Raw genomic sequence first — 16,027 nt, 5'->3', positions numbered from 1 at the left:
ACCCTAAGGACCTCCATGACTTCCTCAGCTTTTCTTCAGGACTTCCACCATGTGGCCACCATCGGTGCCACAGCCAACAACGGCGTAGACCGCCAGGCCGCAACGCCGGAAGATGCCGAAACCCGCGCCTGGTTTGGGCAGTGGATTCACGACGCCGGATGGCAGCTTCAGGTAGACGGCATCGGCAATATGTTCGGGCTGGTTGAGTGGACGCCCGGGGCGCCCTTCATCCTGATCGGTTCCCACCTGGACAGCCAACCCCTGGGTGGGCGGTTTGACGGCGCCTATGGCGTCATTGCCGCTCTGCATGCTGCCCGGGCCATCGACCTGGACGTCAAGACCACCGGCGACGCGCCCCGCTTCAACCTGGCCGTGGTCAACTGGTTCAACGAGGAAGGCGGCAGGTTCGCACCTTCGGTCATGGGAAGCTCTGTTTTTACTGGGCTGTTTGACCGCGAAGAGATGCTGTCCGTGAAAGATCTCCAAGGCGTCTCAGTCCGTGAAGCCTTGGAAGGCATCGGCTACCTCGGCACAGATACGGGACCGAACGCGGCGGGGTACGCAGAAATCCACATCGAGCAGGGCCGGATCCTGGAGCGGGAAGGGATCAGCATCGGGCTCGTTGACAGCAGCTGGTACACGCAGAAGTTGGATATTGAAGTGCTGGGCGAACAGTCCCACACCGGTGCAACGGCCATGGCAGACCGCCACGATGCGCTGGTAGCTGCATCGAAAATCATCCTGATGGTCCATCAAGTCACCGAGGAATTCGCAGAAGAGGCCCTGGTCTCCTCCGTGGGCCAACTGACGCTGGAGCCCAACTCGCCAATCGTCGTGGCACGTCGTGTGCACTTGGTGGCGGACCTGAGATCCGCTGAACCGGACATCGTGAAGTCGGCCCGGGCCAAGTTACTGGCAGATATCCAGGAGCTGGCCGTTGAGCATGACATCAAGGTCAACGTCAAAGACTTCGATATCCGCCCCATCCGCCGGTTTCCGGAAGCCGGACTGGAGCTCTCCGCCAAGGTCGCTGCCAACCTTGGTCTGTCTTCCCGCCGCATCCAGACCATGGCCGGGCATGATTCCGTGGCCATGAACACTGCTGTTCCCTCGGTGATGCTGTTTGTACCTAGTGTGGACGGCGTATCCCACTGCGAGCGCGAATTCACCACGGACGAGGATATGGTGACCGGCGTGGAGATGCTGACGGGTGTTACCCGGGCTCTGGTGCAGGGAGAATTGGCGTGACCGAATTGCACTACTTGGACGCCAGTACTGCCCTGGGTTTGTTCCGACGCCGTGAGCTTTCCCCTGTGGAGCTCCTGCAATCGCTGATCAGCCGCATCGAGGAAGTGAACGGCGGCATCAATGCGTTGACGGAGACGCTCTTCGACGACGCTCTGCCGGCTGCGCAAAAAGCCGCCACGCGGTACGCCCGCGGACGCGATATCACTCCCCTTCTGGGGTTGCCGGTGGCTGCAAAAGAAAAGCACGGGATTCAAGGGCGCACACTCTCCCAAGGCCTGGTGGCGCGGAGGGACACCGTTGCAGCGGCGGACCATCCTGTGATCGAGAGAATTCAACGCGCCGGCGGAATCATTCATGCCCGGACCACCACCCCGGAATTGAGCTGCGCAACGGTGACGCACAGCCCGCTCTGGGGTGTCACCCGAAACCCCTGGAATCTGCGGTTCTCCCCCGGCGGGTCTTCGGGAGGTTCCGGTGCGGCATTGGCTGCAGGCTTCGCACCCCTGTGCACGGCATCAGACATTGCGGGATCAACCCGGCTGCCGGCGTCGTTCACAGGAACCGTGGGCTATAAGGCTCCCTACGGAAGGATCCCGGGATTAGCCCCTTTGTCAGCGGACCACTACCGCGGCGATGGCCCCATGGCACGTACCGTGGCAGATACTGCGTTGCTGGCGAATATCATGTCCGGGCGACACCCCGGCGATCACACCACTGTGGCGGACGCGGCGTCCATAACTCCCGATCCTGCATTTGTGGCCGGTTTACGGGTTGCGCTGTGCATACGCTTGGGCGATTACCCCGTAGCTCCCGATGTTGAGGCCAACACGCGGCGAGTGGCGCAAGCCCTCACGGCGGCGGGGGCCGTGGTGGAAGAGATCGTCCTCCCGTGGACCGTCCAGGAGATCAGCAAAACCATGTTCACGCATTTCGGATACCTGCTGGGTCCCGCCATGGAGGACGACACGGCCGGGACTGAGCCCCAGCTCGCCGCTTACACCAGGCGTTTTATGGCTGATGCCCGCGCGGCGGCCGAGGGAAACCGTTTCGTGGACGGGCTCCGGGCCGAAACCCTCCTGCAGGGACAGCTGGCAGAGGCCATGACCGGGTTCGATGCGCTGCTGTGTCCGGCGTCGGCTACTCCGGCTTTGGACGCAGACGCCCACTATCTCAACGGAATCGACGTCAACGGCCAGCACCTCAGCCATTATTGGCAGGCACACATGACGGCACCGTTCAATATCGCCAACCGTTGCCCGGTCCTGGCCATTCCCAGTGGAATGGCTGACTGCGGTATTCCCACAGGAGTGCAGATTGTGGGACACCCATTTGATGACGCCACCGTTTTCCACCTCGGGGCGGCCGTGGAATCCACACTTCCGTGGGCTGATCGCCATCCCACTGCTCCCGAATTCGCGGGGCATGTGGGCTAGCGGAGTCAGCCTACGCGGCCACAAGCCCCGCGACCTCAGCCACAAGTTCCACCGACCGCAGGCGCTCTTCGGTGCCGATGCTCTGGTGGGCCACGATCAGTTCATCAGCATCAGCGAATGCCGCAAACTCGTCGAGGTAGTCACGCACCACGTCTTTGGTTCCCACAGCGGAGAACTTCATCATTTGGGCAATGTGCTGGCCTTGCGGGGAATCAAGCACCATGTCTGCTTCGTCGTCGGTGAACTCGCGGCCGCCACCGAAGAACAGTGAGACGCGGGCGCGCTTCACAGCGAGGTGGATGGCCTGTGCCTCGGCGTTGGAGTCCGCGGCAGTAACGTTCACGCCGGCGATCACGTACGGCTCGGACAACTGATCCGAGGGCTTGAATTCGCGGCGGTAAACGGCAACAGCGTCCTGAAGCGCGGCGGGGGCAAAGTGTGAAGCGAACGCGTATGGAAGACCCAACTGGGCTGCCAGCTGGGCGCCGAACAGCGAGGATCCCAAGATGTACAGCGGCACGTTGGTGCCCTTGCCCGGCGTCGCTTCAACACCTTGGATGCGTGTGGGACCAGTGAGGTAACCCTGCAGTTCCAACACGTCCTGCGGGAAGCGGTCCGAGGAAGTATGGTCCCGACGCAACGCGCGCATGGTGTTCTGGTCGCTGCCGGGGGCACGGCCCAGTCCGAGGTCGATCCGTCCCGGGTGCAGTGTTTCCAGCGTGCCGAACTGCTCAGCGATGGTCAGCGGCGAATGGTTGGGCAGCATCACACCACCGGCCCCGAGGCGGATGGTGTTGGTGTGGGCGGCGACGTGAGCGATCAGCACGCTGGTAGCGGAGGAGGCAATCGCAGACATGTTGTGGTGCTCGGCGTACCAAACACGGCGGTACCCAACCTCTTCGGCTTTCTGCGCCATGGCAACACTGCCCGCCAAGCTCTCCGCCACCGTCTGGCCCTTCCCGATGGTTGCCAGGTCGAGGATGGAAAGAGGAACAGTCACAGGAAAGCCTTTCGGTACGTTGTGGTGCCCGCACGGTTGATTGCCGGGCACTCTATGGACAACGACGACGACCCCCGGCTTATTTCTGTGAGTTGCGTCGCGCGGTGCCCTGGCCCGTGTTTTGTGACCCATTTCGACGCCCGATTAACTGCCGTGAACCCCTGTATCCCAGCGTTTCAGAACGCTTTGACCCGCTCCCGGAAGCTGCCGGATAGTTGCAGCCACAAGTACGCATCAGACCTCCCTGTCGTGATGATCAGGGAAACCCAAGGAGAAACACATGGCACGCTTTGCTCTCAAGACCGGGGCCACCGCGGCGCTGGCCGCTACGGCGATACTGGGGCTGGCTGCCTGCTCCGATCCTGGGGCGACCGCCGCTACGGGTCCGAGCGCCCCGGCGTCGAACGTTTCTTCCAACTCCTCCACCAAAGAGTTCAACCTGACCCCGCAGCAGGACCGCATCAAGGTGACTGTGGACTCCGCCGCGGCCGCCTTGGTTCCCGACGCCATCAAGGCCGACGGCAAGCTGACCGTGGTGACCACCGGCGGCACTCCCCCGCTGAGCACGTTCGCCACGGACAACAAGACGCTGATTGGCAGCGAAGTGGACATTGCCTACGCAGTGGGCGAGAGCCTGGGCCTGCAGGTTGAGGTGCTGCCGGTAGCGTGGGCGGACTGGCCGCTGGGTGTCGAGTCCGGCAAGTACGAGGCAGTCCTATCCAATGTCACGGTCACCGAGGCGCGCAAGGAGAAGTTCGACTTCGCCACGTACCGCAACGACCTCCTGGGCTTCTACGCCAAGACCGACTCGGACATCTCCACCATCAAGGAAGCCAAGGACGTGGCCGGCAAGCGCATCATCGTTGGCTCGGGCACCAACCAGGAAGCAATCCTGGTGCGCTGGGACGAGGAGAACAAGAAGAACGGCTTGAAGCCGGTTGAGTTCCAGTATTACGACGACGACTCCGCCTCCCAGCTGGCCCTCCAGTCGGGCCGTGCGGACCTGACGTTCGGACCCAACGCATCCGCGGCCTACAAAGCTGCGAAGGACGGCAAGACCAAGGAAGTGGGCACGTTGGAAGGCGGCTGGCCGCTGAAGGCTGAAATTGCTTTCACCACCCAGAAGGGCAACGGCCTTGCGGTGGCTGCTCAGGCTGCACTGAACACCCTCATCAAGGACGGAAGCTACGCGAAGATCCTGGACCGTTGGGGCCTCTCATCCGAGGCGATTCCTGCGTCCGAGCTGAACCCGGCAGGCCTGCCCAAGAAGTAGGAACCGCTATGGCAGGGCCACCTGCCGACGACGAATCCCCGCCGGACATCAACCGGCGGGGATTCTTTGTGTGCTGCTGTTACTCAGTTGGGTGCGGTTAGAAGTGGGCGGGATCGGTGTTGGCTCCGCAGAGGATCACTGCAACGGTTTCGCCCGCCCGTGGAGCGTAGGCGCCTGAGAGCAACGCCGCGTAGGCCGCTGCTGCACCGTGCTCCACCACGATCCTGTAATTTTCCCAGAGAGCCCTGCGGGCGGTCACAATGTCTTCATCGCTGACGAGGACGCTCCGGACCCCGGTACGCCGGGCCACTCCAAAGCCGATTTCGCCAATCCGCCGGGCGCCAAGGGAGTCCGCAGCGATTCCGGACACGGCCACATCCACCGGCTCACCTTGGGCCAACGCGGTGTGCAGCGTGGGGACTGTCTCGGGTTCGACGCCCACCACCTGCGCCCTGCCCTCGGCGGCCGCAGCAATGCCACCCATTAACCCGCCGCCGCCTACAGCAACAAGAATGGTGTCGACGTCGGGCAGTTCATCCAGGAGCTCAAGCCCAACACCACCGGCACCGGCTACGATCTCGGGCTGATCATAAGCGTGGCAGTAGACCGCGCCCTTTTCCTCCGCGTAACGGATCGCAGCGGCATAAGCGTCCGCATACTCCGCGCCGCCCTGGACCACAGTGGCACCAATCGCGTAGAGCTTGTGCACTTTGTTTGCCGGAGCAGACTCCGGGACGAATACAGTCGCCGGGACCCCCATCCTGGCCGCGGCGTAGGCATTGGCCAAGCCGGCATTGCCACCGGACGCCACCACGATGCCCACCTCCGGGTTTAGCTCGCCGCTTTCCTGCGCCGTGAGGAGCCTGTTGAAGGCGCCGCGTGCCTTGAAGGATCCAGTGTGCTGCATGTACTCGCATTTGAACCACAGCTGATAGGCCTCTTGGTCGCCGCTCTCAGCCAGCGGAGTATGGCGAACCCAACCTGCCGTCCTTGAGTACGCTGCTTCTACCTCTTCACGTGTGACCATCCTGGCTGCACCTTTCGTCCATGTCATCCTATGGTTCGCGTGGGGCGCGCGACGTCCTGCCGGTTCCAGCATCCACTTGTATTGTCTTGCAATATTAACCACTATTGTGTGACAATAATCCATGGGGATTAGATGGGCTAGCAGCTCAGGTAAACATGGCGTAACGCGGGAAGATGCCCTGAACGCAATCCTCAATTACACCTACCGCATCCAACAATTTGATGAGCCTCGCGTGGACACAACCACCAGGCCTGATCTTTTTATCGGACCCAGTAGGGACAACCGGATGACCTTAGAGGTGATGGCGTCTATTACACCGCCAGACGACATCTTTGTCTTTCACGTCATGGAAGCCAGACGTAAGATTCTTGATATTGCAGAAAGGGGCAGTGCGCTATGAGTGACGCTGGAATGGAAGCAAAAGAGGAGGACCGCTACGCGGGTCTCGCCGACTGGGCTGAGATAGCGGACATCGGACCTGATGCTCACATCACGAAGGCTAGCGGTCCCGAAGCTGGACGATCGATTCTTGAGGCTGCGCTGGGTTCAGCGGAAGCTGTACGACGCGCCGTTGGAAAGCCGTCATTGAGTGCCCGGGGCACCTCGCCGTCTCGTTCCCTCCGGCTTCCGGAGGAAATGGACGCACAACTGGTGGCCCGCGCCGCTGCTGAGCAGAGAAAGCCCTCAGCCATCATGCGTGATGCATTGGCCGAGTACCTGGCCAAGGCGTCCTGAACAAAACGATATGGGGGTGGACATAGGCTTGAACCCATGTCCGTTGACTTCGTCCTCCGCCCCACCGTTGCCACCGACGCTTCCTGGATTGCCGAACTGCGCGCCGTGGTGATGCGCCCGGATCTCGAACGGCTGCAGCGCTTTGATCCAGTGAGGGTCCGCGAGCGCTTTCTGAAAGGCTTCCAGCCCGAGCACACGTACATCATCCATTCGGACGGCGTTGACGCGGGCGTGATCGCTATCCGCCCCGAGCCGGACAGCCGGTGGATTGAACATTTCTATGTGGCTCCGGCGCATCAGGGCAAAGGGCTGGGCAGTGCCGTGCTTCGCCACGTGATGTCGGCAACGGTGGACGGGCGCCCGTTCCGTCTGGACGTGTTGCAGGGAAGCCCGGCCCGTCGCCTGTATGAACGCCACGGCTTCGTGCTGGAATCCGAGGACCCCGTTGATGTCTTCATGGTGGCTCCCGCCAAGCCGTGACCGCCACCCCCTAACCACCACCCCGTGACCGCCACCCCCTGACTCGGTGGGCGGAAGTGCGGTACCCTCAGCACACACCACGCGGCTACCACGCGATACTTTCCGGGGGGAAACATGGGGATCTTTAAGGCGCGCCTATTCAAGAGCGCCGCCACCACCGCACTCGCAATGGGACTACTGGGCTCAGGGCTAGTCGCCGCTGGTCCGGCCACCGCGGCATCACAGCCGACGCCGTTCATCGACGGCGTCCCGTATGTGGGCTCCGAGATGAGGCGGCAGTACAACTACGACTACTGGGGCTGCCGGAACCCGGATGGCTCCGGGGACGCGATCACCTTGGAGTGGTTAAGGGACGGCGAACCACTCCCGGCGGAGCGTCAGGGTGAAACTCTGCGTGTCCTCCCTGAAGACCAAGGCAGCCGCATCTCCTTGAGGGTCTACCCGCTCACTCCTGGTGAACAAGGCTGCCCCACTGGAACGCAAGTCAGCGCCGAGACCACACCCATCAAGGCCTCCAGCCGCGCCATGGGCTGGACCGGGCGCGGCAATTTTGAACCTCTCGCCCGCACCCATGACGGCAGGCTGGTCCTGTATCCACGCACTTATACCTATTACAAAGGCATGTGCGAGGGCCCTTGCCCGGCCTACTTCGGCTCCTGGGATGAACCCCGGCAGGTGGGTGCCGGCTGGAACATGTTCGACATCGTCTTCTCCCCCGGAGATTTTGACGGCGACGGGTTCAACGACCTCCTGGCGCGGAACGCGTCAGGTCAGTTGTTCCTGTATCCCGGCGACGGCAACGGCGGCTGGCTTCCAACGCGGCAAGTGGGCTCCGGCTGGAATGTCTTCGACTCCATCGTGGGTCCCGGGGACTTCACTGGCGACGGCACCAACGACGTCCTGGCAAGAAACCCGGCCGGCGAGCTGTTCCTCTACCCCGGCGACGGCAACGGTGGGTGGCTCACCCCGTCCAAGGTGGGCTGGGGTTGGCAGGTCATGAACAAGATCATTCCCGGTGGCGACATGAACGGTGACGGCACCGTGGAGGTCTTCGGCCGGGACATCAACGGCGGCCTCCAGCTCTACTCAGCCAACGGCCAGGGCGGCTGGGGTGCCCAGGCCTTCATGGGTGGTGGCTGGAATGAGTTCCTGGATGTGGCGGGCCTGGGCAGTTTTGCTCATCAGAAGTACAACAATCTTGTCGCCATCAACGGCAACGGCGACCTCGTCACGTACTCCACCGGCGCCGCCACTACAGGCCTCTATGGTCCTTACGGGCCTATTGGAAACGGATGGAACGTGTTCCGCGAGCTCCTTTAGATCCTGAGGAGAAACTATAGTGGCTGGCTGCCCACCGTCAGTTGCAAGCTGACTGTCCCGCGCGAAACGTCGACGACGGCGGCACTCACGCCGCCGTCGTCGGGCGCTGTTGCTCCGGGGCGCGGCTGGAAGCCGAGCCGCCGCAGCACGTTTCTCAGCAGGTGTTCAGCCTTCATCAGGCGTGCGCCGGCTCTTCGGTCCGCACCGGCGTCTCCAGACCCAGGTTTTCGCGGAGGGTAGCGCCCCGGTATTCGGTGGGGTAGACGCCGCGTTCCTGGAGTTCGGGGACCAGGTGGTTCACGATCTCGTCCAAGCCTGTGGGAATGAGCCATGGTGAGATGTTGAAGCCATCCACCGCCCCAACCCGGGCATACTCGGCGAGGTGGTCCGCCACCGCGGTGTAGGAGCCGGTAAATGTGGCATCGATGCGTGCCGTCTTGGAGGTGACGAACTGGCGGATGGACAGGCCCTTGTCTTTGGCTTCGGCCCTCCACTGATCCGCAAGCTGACGGGCCTTGGCGCCGTGGAAGCCGCTGCCGCGCGTCTCAGAGGTTTCCTCCACCACTGGATCAATCTCGGGGAGTGGGCCGTCGGGGTCGTAGGAGGAGAGCTCCCGCCCCCAGAACTGTTCCAGGTAGGCGATGGCCTGCTGCGGTCCGATCTGCAGGCTCCGTACCCATGCCTTCTTCTCCTGTGCTTCCTGATCGGTGGCACCCAGGATGAATTCACTGGCAGGCATGATCTGCACGGCGTTGGCACCGCGGCCCGCGGCGATGGAACGTGCCACGATGTCCCGGCGGAACTCCACGGCGTCATCGAACTTGGGATGGGCGGAGAAGATCACGTCGGCTTGGCGGGCTGCGAAGTCACGCCCGTCCGGGGAATCGCCGGCTTGGAAGAGCACGGGGCGGTACTGGGCGCTGCGCGGCAGGCGCGGGGTCACATCAACGGTGTAGTGCTGGCCTTCGTGGAGGACTGGCCGGGCGGGGCCGGTGGGAGTTTCCCACGAGTCCCAGATCCTCTTGGCGGTCTCAACAAAGGCTTCAGCGTGTTTGTAACGGTCGGCGTGGTCCAGGTATCCACCGCGGCGGAAGTTAGCACCGGTCCAGGCGTTGTCCGTGGTGACGATGTTCCACGCCGCCCGGCCCCCGGAGATCAGGTCCAAGGACTGCAAGCGGTGCGCCAGGTCAGCGGGGTCGTTGTACGTGGTGTTTTGAGTGGCTACCAAGCCGATGTTCTTGGTGACTGCAGCAAGTGCGGCCAGCATGGTCTGAGCGTCAGGCCGGCCCACCACATCGAGGGCATGGGGGCGGCCGAGGTGTTCGCGCAGGCGCAGCCCTTCGCCCAGGAAGAAGGCGGCAAACTTACCGCGCTCGGCAGTTTGGGCGATGTGGCGGAAGGATTCGAAGTCCGTCTGCGAACCCGCTTGGGGCGCCTTCCAGATGGTCCCGGAGTTGACGCCTTGGAAGAAGATCCCGAACTGGATCTGCCCGCTTGGCTGGAAAATGTCGCGTGTCATGGTGTTCCCCTACTTTCCGGCGGCAACAGGAGCCGCGGCAGTGGTCGAATAGCGGTTCTCTGCCGGAGCCAGTCCGAGGACGTCGCGGAAGGTGCCGTCCTGGATCGGTGCCCGCAACAAGCCGCGGCGACGCAGCTCCGGGAGGACCAGCCTGGACAGTTCCTCCAGCTCCACGTCAAGGACGGCCGGATGGAGCCGAACGCCGTCGGCTTCCTGGAGCAGTGGGGCGAGGAGCTCGGTGAGGGCCGCTGCCGTGCCGACAAACCGCGCGATGCCGCTGTCGTGGGACGGCACGACGCGGGAAGCCGCAGCCTGTCCACGCGAGTCAAGAACGACGTCGAGCTCGGAAATAATCGCCACCGAAGAACCAAGCCGGGCCCTCGCGTCGCGGACCTCGGCAGCCAGCAGCTCCGGGGTCGGAGCGGAAACGAGCACGGCGTCCACGGCGTCTACCGGAACCAGGCCCTCGCCCACCAGCGACACCGCGGCGAGCACCGGCAGCTGCCCTTGGAGGGGCCTTGGAATGATGGATGGTCCCTTCACCGAATAGGCGGTGCCGGCAAAGTCAGCGGGCGTTTCGAAGTCCGCGTAGTGCAGCTTGTCCACGTCGATGTACCGCCCGGTGGCGACGTCGCGGATCACGGCGTCATCCTCCCAGGAATCCCACAAGCGGCGGCTCACCTCGATGGACGCGGCAGCCTCCTGCGCCAGCGCGTCGCCCTCAACAAACGAACGTCCGACGGCGGCTGCGGCCTCGGGTGACACCGCTGCGGTAGCGATCCAACCAGCCCGGCCGCCGGACACGTAGTCCAGGCTGGCGAGTTGCGTGGAAACGTGGAAAGGCTCCGTGTAAACGGTGTCGATTTCCGGCACGACGGCGATGGTGCGCGTGACGGGTCCGGCAAAGGCTGCGCGCTGCAGGGCGTTGGTCCGTCCGGCTTCCGGGGTGTCCTTAAAGGTTGCTGCGTGGAAACCGGCCGATTCGGCTGCGAGGACGGCGGTGGCGAGGTTCTGGTACCCGGCGCCGTCGAGTTCAATGGCCAGGAACCCGGCCTTGCGTTCTTCGAAGGTACTCACTTCTGGTCCTGACGTTCGTAGGGGATTTTTTCGCCGGCTTCGATCGCCACAGGCAACCGGTTCTCGGCAGGCGGGAGCGGGCAGGTGGCCAGGTCCGTGTAGGCGCAGGGCAGGTTTACGGCCCGGTTGAAGTCGAGCTGCACGGAGCCATCAGGGGCGGGAACCACGGACAGCGAGCGGTTGGCTGCGTAGGTGGTTTTGCCGGAGGTCTGGTCGGTGAACAGCACGGACAACGAGCCCGGTGCGTGCCCGTTGAATGCCGTCAGCGCCAATTCCTCGCCGGCCAGCTTGAAACGGATCTCGCCCGGGGCTTCGTAGACGTGCTGGATACCTTCGACGGCGGCACCCACCGTGGTGGGGCGCGGTGCTTCAAACGGGACAAAAGTTCCAGCCACGGCATATGCCGCGTTGGGTGTGTAGGCGGGCGTCCCCTGGTAGTCCTGCAAGAGTTGATTGTCCGGGTTTCGCGGCCGGACGATGTACTCGCCGCCCCGCTTGGCCACCTCAATCACGGTGCCGCCGGAGACCAGGTTGATCCCGTCCCGTTCCTCGATGGGACCGAATTCCAGCGGCTCTCCGGTGTTGAGTTCCACGCCGTCCAGCTGCAGGCTTTCGCCCGGTTCCAGAACAACACGCACGACGTCGTCCTCCGCCTTCCAGGTGCCAGGCGCGCCTTCCAGTCGGCTCGCCTCGCTGCTGAGCCAGTGCAAGTGGGTCACGGCGAGGAAGCCGTGCGGGTGGGCACAGTGGCGCTCATGGGCGTCGTGCCATTCCTGCCATTCCTCGCCGAAGGATTCGAGTGCTGTATCAGTGTGCAAAGACATGGGCGTTGTCCGTCCTGTTGAAGGCGTGGTCTGCGGTGACTGCTGCTGCGGCGTCGGGTTCGGTGGCCCCGGCAAATTCGGGTCGGCCCGCGAAAGGATCCCCGGCTTCCCACAGCGTGGTGGGTGCCGCGGCACGGACGGCCGGGATGACCTCCAGGGCGAAACGTTCCAGGATCTCCAGCTGCTGCTCGAAGGGCAGCGTGGTGGGCAAGGAGATCGACTGGAGATCGTGGGCGTACAGCGAGTGGTAGCTGAGGATCTTGTCGATGACCTGTTCCGGGCTGCCGACCAGGGCAGGGCCCTCGGCTACGGCGTGCTGGATGTCCCGGAAGGGAGAGTTGTTGCCGGGGACGTTGCGGTTGGCGGTCAAGCCCTCGTACACCGGCCCGTACTGGCGGATGGCTTCCTGCGTGGTGTCCGCGATGAACACTCCGCCGGCGCCACTTCCCGAGCCGACATACTGGTGCCGAGGATCGTGCCCGTGGCGCTCGTATTCTTCGCGGTAGTGGTCAATCAGGACCTTGTAGTTTCCACGCGGCTGGATGGCGTTGGCCGTGAACAACGGATCACCCCACTTGGCTGCGAGCGCAGCGGAGGTCAGGGTTGTAGCCGAGCCGTGCCAAATACGGGGCGAACCGGCGAAGGGGCGCGGCGTCGTCGTCGTTGGTTCGGTGAGGGCCGGGCGGAAACGACCTGACCACGTGACGCTTTCCTTGCGCCACAGCGTGCGTAGCAGCGAGTACTTTTCAGCGAGCAGGTCCCACTGATCGTCCAGGGACAGGCCAAAGAGCGGGTACTGCAGGACTTCGTTGCCCTTGCCGATCACCAGTTCCAGGCGGCCACGGCTCAATTGGTCGATGGTGGCGTAGTCCTCGGCCACGCGAACCGGATCCAGCACGGAGAGCACAGTGACGCCGGTCTGGAGGCGGATGCGGCTGGTGACGGCGGCAATCGCGGCGAGCACCGTCGTCGGGGATGACGAGACGAACTCGCCGGCGTGGCGTTCGCCCACTGAGAAGCTGTCGAAGCCCAGTTCCTCGGCCCGTTTCGCCGTCTCAACAACCTGGTTCAGGCGGTCAGCGGTGGAGACGATCTCCCCCGTGACCGGGTTCTTCAGGTGGGGAATGATGTCCAGGACCTGGAACTTCATTTGTTGGTCCCCGCCGGGGTGACAAAAGTGGCCTCAGTGACTGTTTTGGACTCCGGGATGGCTTCCTCGGAGAGGCCCCAGCGTTCCAGGACTTTGCCGTAGGAGCCGTCCTTGATGGTGGAGTTCAGGGCGTCCGTGATGGCAGGCGCCAGACCGTTGCCCTTGAGGGTGGTGGCAGCAACGAGTGTTTCCGCGGGCCAGCCTGCGTTGACCTTGCCCACCACTTTGAGGTCATCGCGGGTGTTCTCGCGGTACGTCACTGACGGGTACGGTGCCAGGTTCAGGTCGGTGCGGCCCGAGGACAGCGCCAGGATGGTGTCGGCGTCGGAGGAGTAGTACTGCAGGGTGGCCGGTGCCTTGCCCTTGGCTTCGAGCTCCTTGTTCCAGGCCAGCAGGATCTTCTCCTGGTTGGTGCCGGAGCCCACGGAGATCTTCAGTCCGGAAATGTCATCCGAGCCCTTGATGTCGTACGTGGAGCTCTTCTTGGCTTCGAAGCCCATGTACGCCGCACGGTAGGTGGAGAAATCAAACAGCTTCACTCGAGCTGCGTTGATGCCCACGTTGGAGAAAACGGCTTCAAAATCACCGGACTGTGTCTTGAGCGGCCAGTTCTCCCAGGACGTCACTTGAAGGTCCAGTTCCAGCCCGAGCTTGTCCGCCACAAGTTGGGCAATGTCCACCTCAACGCCGATCGGAGTCTTGTCGTCCGTGGCATGGAAGGACAGCGGGATTGAACCCGCGGTAGTGGCAACGGTCAGCTTGCCGTCCTTGGCGATCGCCGTGGGGACCTTTGCGGTGGCAGCAGCGTCTTTTTCGCCGCGGATCCGGTTCTGATCCACGGACGTGTTGTAAACAATCCCGTTCTTGGCAGCTTCGGACTCCGGCTGGGCTGCCGACGCTCCAGGATCGGAGCACCCGGCCAGCACTGGAAGCACGACGGCGGGAAGTACAGCGAGTGCCAGGATCTTGTGTTTCTTGGTGGAGCTGGAAATGCGAAGCATGGGGTGTCCTAGATGTTGAAAGCTGGTTCGATGACTTTGGAGAAGAAGCTGCGGGTGCGTTCCTCGCGGGGGTTGGCGAAGATGTCCTGAGGAGTGCCGGACTCCACAATCTGGCCCTGGTCCATGAACACCACGGTGTCCGCCACATCCCGGGCGAAACCCATCTCATGGGTCACCACAATCAGCGTGGTGCCGGACTTGGCGAGTTCGCGGATAACGTCCAGAACCTCGTTGACGAGCTCAGGGTCCAGCGCGGACGTGGGCTCATCAAACAGGAGAATCTTGGGGTCCAATGCAAGAGCCCGGGCAATCGCGACTCGCTGCTGCTGGCCGCCCGAAAGCTGGCGGGGGTACGCATCAGCGCGATCCTTCAGACCCACGCGGTCCAGGAGTTCCAAGCCGCGCTTCCGGGCCTCGGCCTTGGAACGCTTCTGGGCCACAATCGGCGCCTCGATCACGTTCTCCAGCGCCGTGAGGTGCGGGAACAGGTTGAAGCTCTGGAACACCATGCCAATGTGGGTGCGCTGCTTGAGGATGTCCTTTTCGCGCAGCTCGTGGAGCTTGTTGCCGCGGACCTCGTAGCCCACCAGTTCGCCGTCGATGGTGATGTAACCGCCGTCGACTTTTTCCAGGTGGTTGATGGTGCGCAGCAGGGTGGACTTGCCGGAGCCTGACGGGCCAACAATCACGGCCACACCACCCGGCGGGACGGACAAGGAAACACCCTTGAGGACCTCGGTGGCGCCAAAGGACTTCCGGACATTCGTGATGTCCACCTGCCCACGGGTTGCTGCCCTGTTCACCGTGGCGGGCTGGGCCGCCGTCGTGCCTTCAGCAGAAGCGGCCGAAGCGGCAGCCTGCTTTTCCTCTGCGACCTTTGCCGCCGTTGCGGATTCTTTGCGTGCAGCAATAATGCTCATCGGGCGTCCTTCGTGGGAGAGGCAGCAACGTGGGTGGTGAAGAACTTACGGGCCTTCTGCAAGGGAGTGAGCGGAAGGGTCCGCAGGGCGCCCTTGGAGAAGTGGCGTTCGATGTAGTACTGGAAAACGCTCAGCACCGAGGTGATCACCACGTACCAGAGCGTGGCCACCAGCAGCAGCGGAAGCACTTGCTGGGTCCGGTTGTAGATGACCTGCACCGTGTAGAAGAGCTCCGAGTAGGCCAGTACGTAAACGATCGAGGTGCCCTTCACCAGGCCGATAATCTCGTTGAACGCGTTGGGCAAGATGGCGCGCATCGCCTGGGGAAGCACGATCCTGGTGGAACGCTTCCACGCCGGGATGCCCAAGGCTGAGGCAGCTTCCAGCTGGCCCTGGTCCACGGAAAGGATGCCGCCGCGGATGATTTCGGCAGAGTAGGCCGCCTGGTTCAGCGTGAGTCCCAGGACGGCCGCGGCGAACTGGCTGATGAGCGTGGTGGTCTGGGCCTCGAAGAAGCGGACGTCCGTGAACGGGATGCCCAGGCTGATCTTCTCGTAGAGGTAGCCAAGGTTGTACCAGAGCAGGAGCTGGACCAGCAGTGGAGTGGAGCGGAAAATCCAGGAGAACGTCCATGACACCGAGACCAGCAGCGGTGAGGCGGACAAGCGCATGAGGGCCAGAATGAATCCGAGGACGAAACCCAGGACGCCGGAAATGGCCGTGAGCTTGAGGGTTTCGATCAGTCCATTGACCACGGACTGCGCGGTGAACCATTCGGCCACCACCCCCCACTCCCAGCGCGGGTTGGTGACCAGCGACCACGCGATGGCTGCGACGCCGGCAGCCACCAGCACGGTGCCCACCCAACGCCAGGGATGCCGGGCCGGTACCAGCTGGTAGTCGGAGTAATCCGGGGTGGGCGGTGCAGTTTCCGCCGTGGCAGGCGGTGCGATTGCACTCATGCGCCACCTCATTTCAGATCGGTTGTTGTCTATCGGATGGCTGCCAATCTAGGGCCGC

General features: G+C 63.2%; 16 protein-coding genes. 6 read left to right on the top strand and 10 right to left on the bottom strand.

What is annotated here, in order from left to right; all coding sequences use genetic code 11:
• The first annotated feature begins 15 nt into the window (after positions 1 to 15).
• Entirely contained in the window at positions 16 to 1,248 is a 1,233-nt protein-coding gene (locus tag HAV21_RS14160) for a M20 family metallo-hydrolase (RefSeq protein ID WP_166842157.1), read from the top strand.
• Positions 1,245 to 2,681, top strand: coding sequence for an amidase (locus HAV21_RS14155; RefSeq protein WP_166842156.1), 1,437 nt, complete (start codon positions 1,245 to 1,247; stop codon positions 2,679 to 2,681). Before HAV21_RS14160 ends, HAV21_RS14155 begins: the two co-directional genes overlap by 4 nt.
• 10 nt (positions 2,682 to 2,691) lie before the next feature.
• Here the strand turns inward: HAV21_RS14155 and HAV21_RS14150 are convergent, their stop codons facing one another.
• Positions 2,692 to 3,681, bottom strand: a complete 990-nt coding sequence (locus tag HAV21_RS14150; protein ID WP_142937697.1) for an LLM class flavin-dependent oxidoreductase — start codon at positions 3,679 to 3,681, stop codon at positions 2,692 to 2,694.
• A 280-nt stretch (positions 3,682 to 3,961) separates the two neighbouring features.
• Here HAV21_RS14150 and HAV21_RS14145 point away from each other — a divergent pair, with 280 nt between their 5' ends.
• On the top strand, positions 3,962 to 4,954 hold the full coding sequence (locus HAV21_RS14145) for an ABC transporter substrate-binding protein (RefSeq protein ID WP_166842155.1): 993 nt from the start codon (positions 3,962 to 3,964) through the stop codon (positions 4,952 to 4,954).
• A gap of 97 nt (positions 4,955 to 5,051) precedes the next feature.
• Here HAV21_RS14145 and HAV21_RS14140 read toward each other — a convergent pair whose 3' ends face one another.
• Positions 5,052 to 5,981 carry a threonine/serine dehydratase gene (locus tag HAV21_RS14140; protein WP_166842154.1) on the bottom strand — a complete coding sequence of 310 codons (930 nt, stop codon included), beginning with the start codon at positions 5,979 to 5,981 and terminating at the stop codon, positions 5,052 to 5,054.
• A gap of 396 nt (positions 5,982 to 6,377) precedes the next feature.
• Between HAV21_RS14140 and HAV21_RS14135 the strand changes: the two genes are divergently transcribed.
• From HAV21_RS14135 to HAV21_RS14125, 3 genes are all read left to right on the top strand, one after another.
• Positions 6,378 to 6,716, top strand: a complete 339-nt coding sequence (locus tag HAV21_RS14135; protein ID WP_166842153.1) for a ribbon-helix-helix protein, CopG family — start codon at positions 6,378 to 6,380, stop codon at positions 6,714 to 6,716.
• Positions 6,717 to 6,752: 36 nt separating this feature from the next.
• Entirely contained in the window at positions 6,753 to 7,196 is a 444-nt protein-coding gene (locus HAV21_RS14130; RefSeq protein ID WP_166842152.1) for a GNAT family N-acetyltransferase, read from the top strand.
• Positions 7,197 to 7,310: 114 nt separating this feature from the next.
• Complete coding sequence (locus tag HAV21_RS14125) at positions 7,311 to 8,516, top strand: VCBS repeat-containing protein (protein ID WP_166842151.1); 1,206 nt, start codon at positions 7,311 to 7,313, stop codon at positions 8,514 to 8,516.
• Positions 8,517 to 8,530: 14 nt separating this feature from the next.
• Here HAV21_RS14125 and HAV21_RS14120 read toward each other — a convergent pair whose 3' ends face one another.
• Genes HAV21_RS14120 through HAV21_RS14085 form a run of 8 tightly spaced genes read right to left on the bottom strand, consistent with a single transcriptional unit; the run spans position 8,531 to position 15,969 of the window.
• Complete coding sequence (locus HAV21_RS14120; protein WP_166842150.1) at positions 8,531 to 8,692, bottom strand: hypothetical protein; 162 nt, start codon at positions 8,690 to 8,692, stop codon at positions 8,531 to 8,533.
• Positions 8,692 to 10,035 (bottom strand): NtaA/DmoA family FMN-dependent monooxygenase, encoded by a 1,344-nt coding sequence (locus HAV21_RS14115; RefSeq protein ID WP_166842149.1) that lies wholly within the window; start codon positions 10,033 to 10,035, stop codon positions 8,692 to 8,694. The genes HAV21_RS14120 and HAV21_RS14115 overlap by 1 nt, the downstream gene beginning before the upstream one ends.
• Positions 10,036 to 10,044: 9 nt before the next feature.
• A complete protein-coding gene (locus HAV21_RS14110) occupies positions 10,045 to 11,112 on the bottom strand; it encodes an LLM class flavin-dependent oxidoreductase (protein WP_166842148.1) in 1,068 nt (355 codons plus the stop codon).
• Complete coding sequence (locus HAV21_RS14105; protein ID WP_166842147.1) at positions 11,109 to 11,936, bottom strand: DUF1684 domain-containing protein; 828 nt, start codon at positions 11,934 to 11,936, stop codon at positions 11,109 to 11,111. Before HAV21_RS14105 ends, HAV21_RS14110 begins: the two co-directional genes overlap by 4 nt.
• Positions 11,920 to 13,086: an LLM class flavin-dependent oxidoreductase gene (locus HAV21_RS14100; protein WP_166842146.1), complete on the bottom strand. Its 1,167-nt coding sequence runs from the start codon at positions 13,084 to 13,086 to the stop codon at positions 11,920 to 11,922. Before HAV21_RS14100 ends, HAV21_RS14105 begins: the two co-directional genes overlap by 17 nt.
• A complete protein-coding gene (locus tag HAV21_RS14095) occupies positions 13,083 to 14,087 on the bottom strand; it encodes an ABC transporter substrate-binding protein (protein ID WP_166842145.1) in 1,005 nt (334 codons plus the stop codon). The genes HAV21_RS14100 and HAV21_RS14095 overlap by 4 nt, the downstream gene beginning before the upstream one ends.
• Positions 14,088 to 14,095: 8 nt before the next feature.
• Complete coding sequence (locus tag HAV21_RS14090; RefSeq protein ID WP_208096874.1) at positions 14,096 to 15,007, bottom strand: amino acid ABC transporter ATP-binding protein; 912 nt, start codon at positions 15,005 to 15,007, stop codon at positions 14,096 to 14,098.
• Positions 15,004 to 15,969: an amino acid ABC transporter permease gene (locus HAV21_RS14085; protein WP_187697092.1), complete on the bottom strand. Its 966-nt coding sequence runs from the start codon at positions 15,967 to 15,969 to the stop codon at positions 15,004 to 15,006. Before HAV21_RS14085 ends, HAV21_RS14090 begins: the two co-directional genes overlap by 4 nt.
• Positions 15,970 to 16,027: the final 58 nt, after the last annotated feature.

This window comes from Paenarthrobacter sp. MSM-2-10-13 (assembly GCF_011605365.1).
GTDB lineage: Bacteria > Actinomycetota > Actinomycetes > Actinomycetales > Micrococcaceae > Arthrobacter.
The sequence above is the reverse complement of the archived record's forward strand: the minus strand, read 5'-3'. Positions and strand labels throughout refer to the sequence as shown.

What these genes read in the sequence shown, in the direction of transcription:
- HAV21_RS14160 (WP_166842157.1), top strand. Translation starts at nt 16, where the DNA reads ATGACTTCCTCAGCTTTTCTTCAGGACTTCCACCATGTGGCCACCATC.
- HAV21_RS14145 (WP_166842155.1), top strand. Translation starts at nt 3,962, where the DNA reads ATGGCACGCTTTGCTCTCAAGACCGGGGCCACCGCGGCGCTGGCCGCT.
- HAV21_RS14140 (WP_166842154.1), bottom strand. Translation starts at nt 5,981, where the DNA reads ATGGTCACACGTGAAGAGGTAGAAGCAGCGTACTCAAGGACGGCAGGT.
- HAV21_RS14135 (WP_166842153.1), top strand. Translation starts at nt 6,378, where the DNA reads ATGAGTGACGCTGGAATGGAAGCAAAAGAGGAGGACCGCTACGCGGGT.
- HAV21_RS14130 (WP_166842152.1), top strand. Translation starts at nt 6,753, where the DNA reads ATGTCCGTTGACTTCGTCCTCCGCCCCACCGTTGCCACCGACGCTTCC.
- HAV21_RS14125 (WP_166842151.1), top strand. Translation starts at nt 7,311, where the DNA reads ATGGGGATCTTTAAGGCGCGCCTATTCAAGAGCGCCGCCACCACCGCA.
- HAV21_RS14120 (WP_166842150.1), bottom strand. Translation starts at nt 8,692, where the DNA reads ATGAAGGCTGAACACCTGCTGAGAAACGTGCTGCGGCGGCTCGGCTTC.
- HAV21_RS14115 (WP_166842149.1), bottom strand. Translation starts at nt 10,035, where the DNA reads ATGACACGCGACATTTTCCAGCCAAGCGGGCAGATCCAGTTCGGGATC.
- HAV21_RS14105 (WP_166842147.1), bottom strand. Translation starts at nt 11,936, where the DNA reads ATGTCTTTGCACACTGATACAGCACTCGAATCCTTCGGCGAGGAATGG.
- HAV21_RS14100 (WP_166842146.1), bottom strand. Translation starts at nt 13,086, where the DNA reads ATGAAGTTCCAGGTCCTGGACATCATTCCCCACCTGAAGAACCCGGTC.
- HAV21_RS14095 (WP_166842145.1), bottom strand. Translation starts at nt 14,087, where the DNA reads ATGCTTCGCATTTCCAGCTCCACCAAGAAACACAAGATCCTGGCACTC.
- HAV21_RS14090 (WP_208096874.1), bottom strand. Translation starts at nt 15,007, where the DNA reads ATGAGCATTATTGCTGCACGCAAAGAATCCGCAACGGCGGCAAAGGTC.
- HAV21_RS14085 (WP_187697092.1), bottom strand. Translation starts at nt 15,969, where the DNA reads ATGAGTGCAATCGCACCGCCTGCCACGGCGGAAACTGCACCGCCCACC.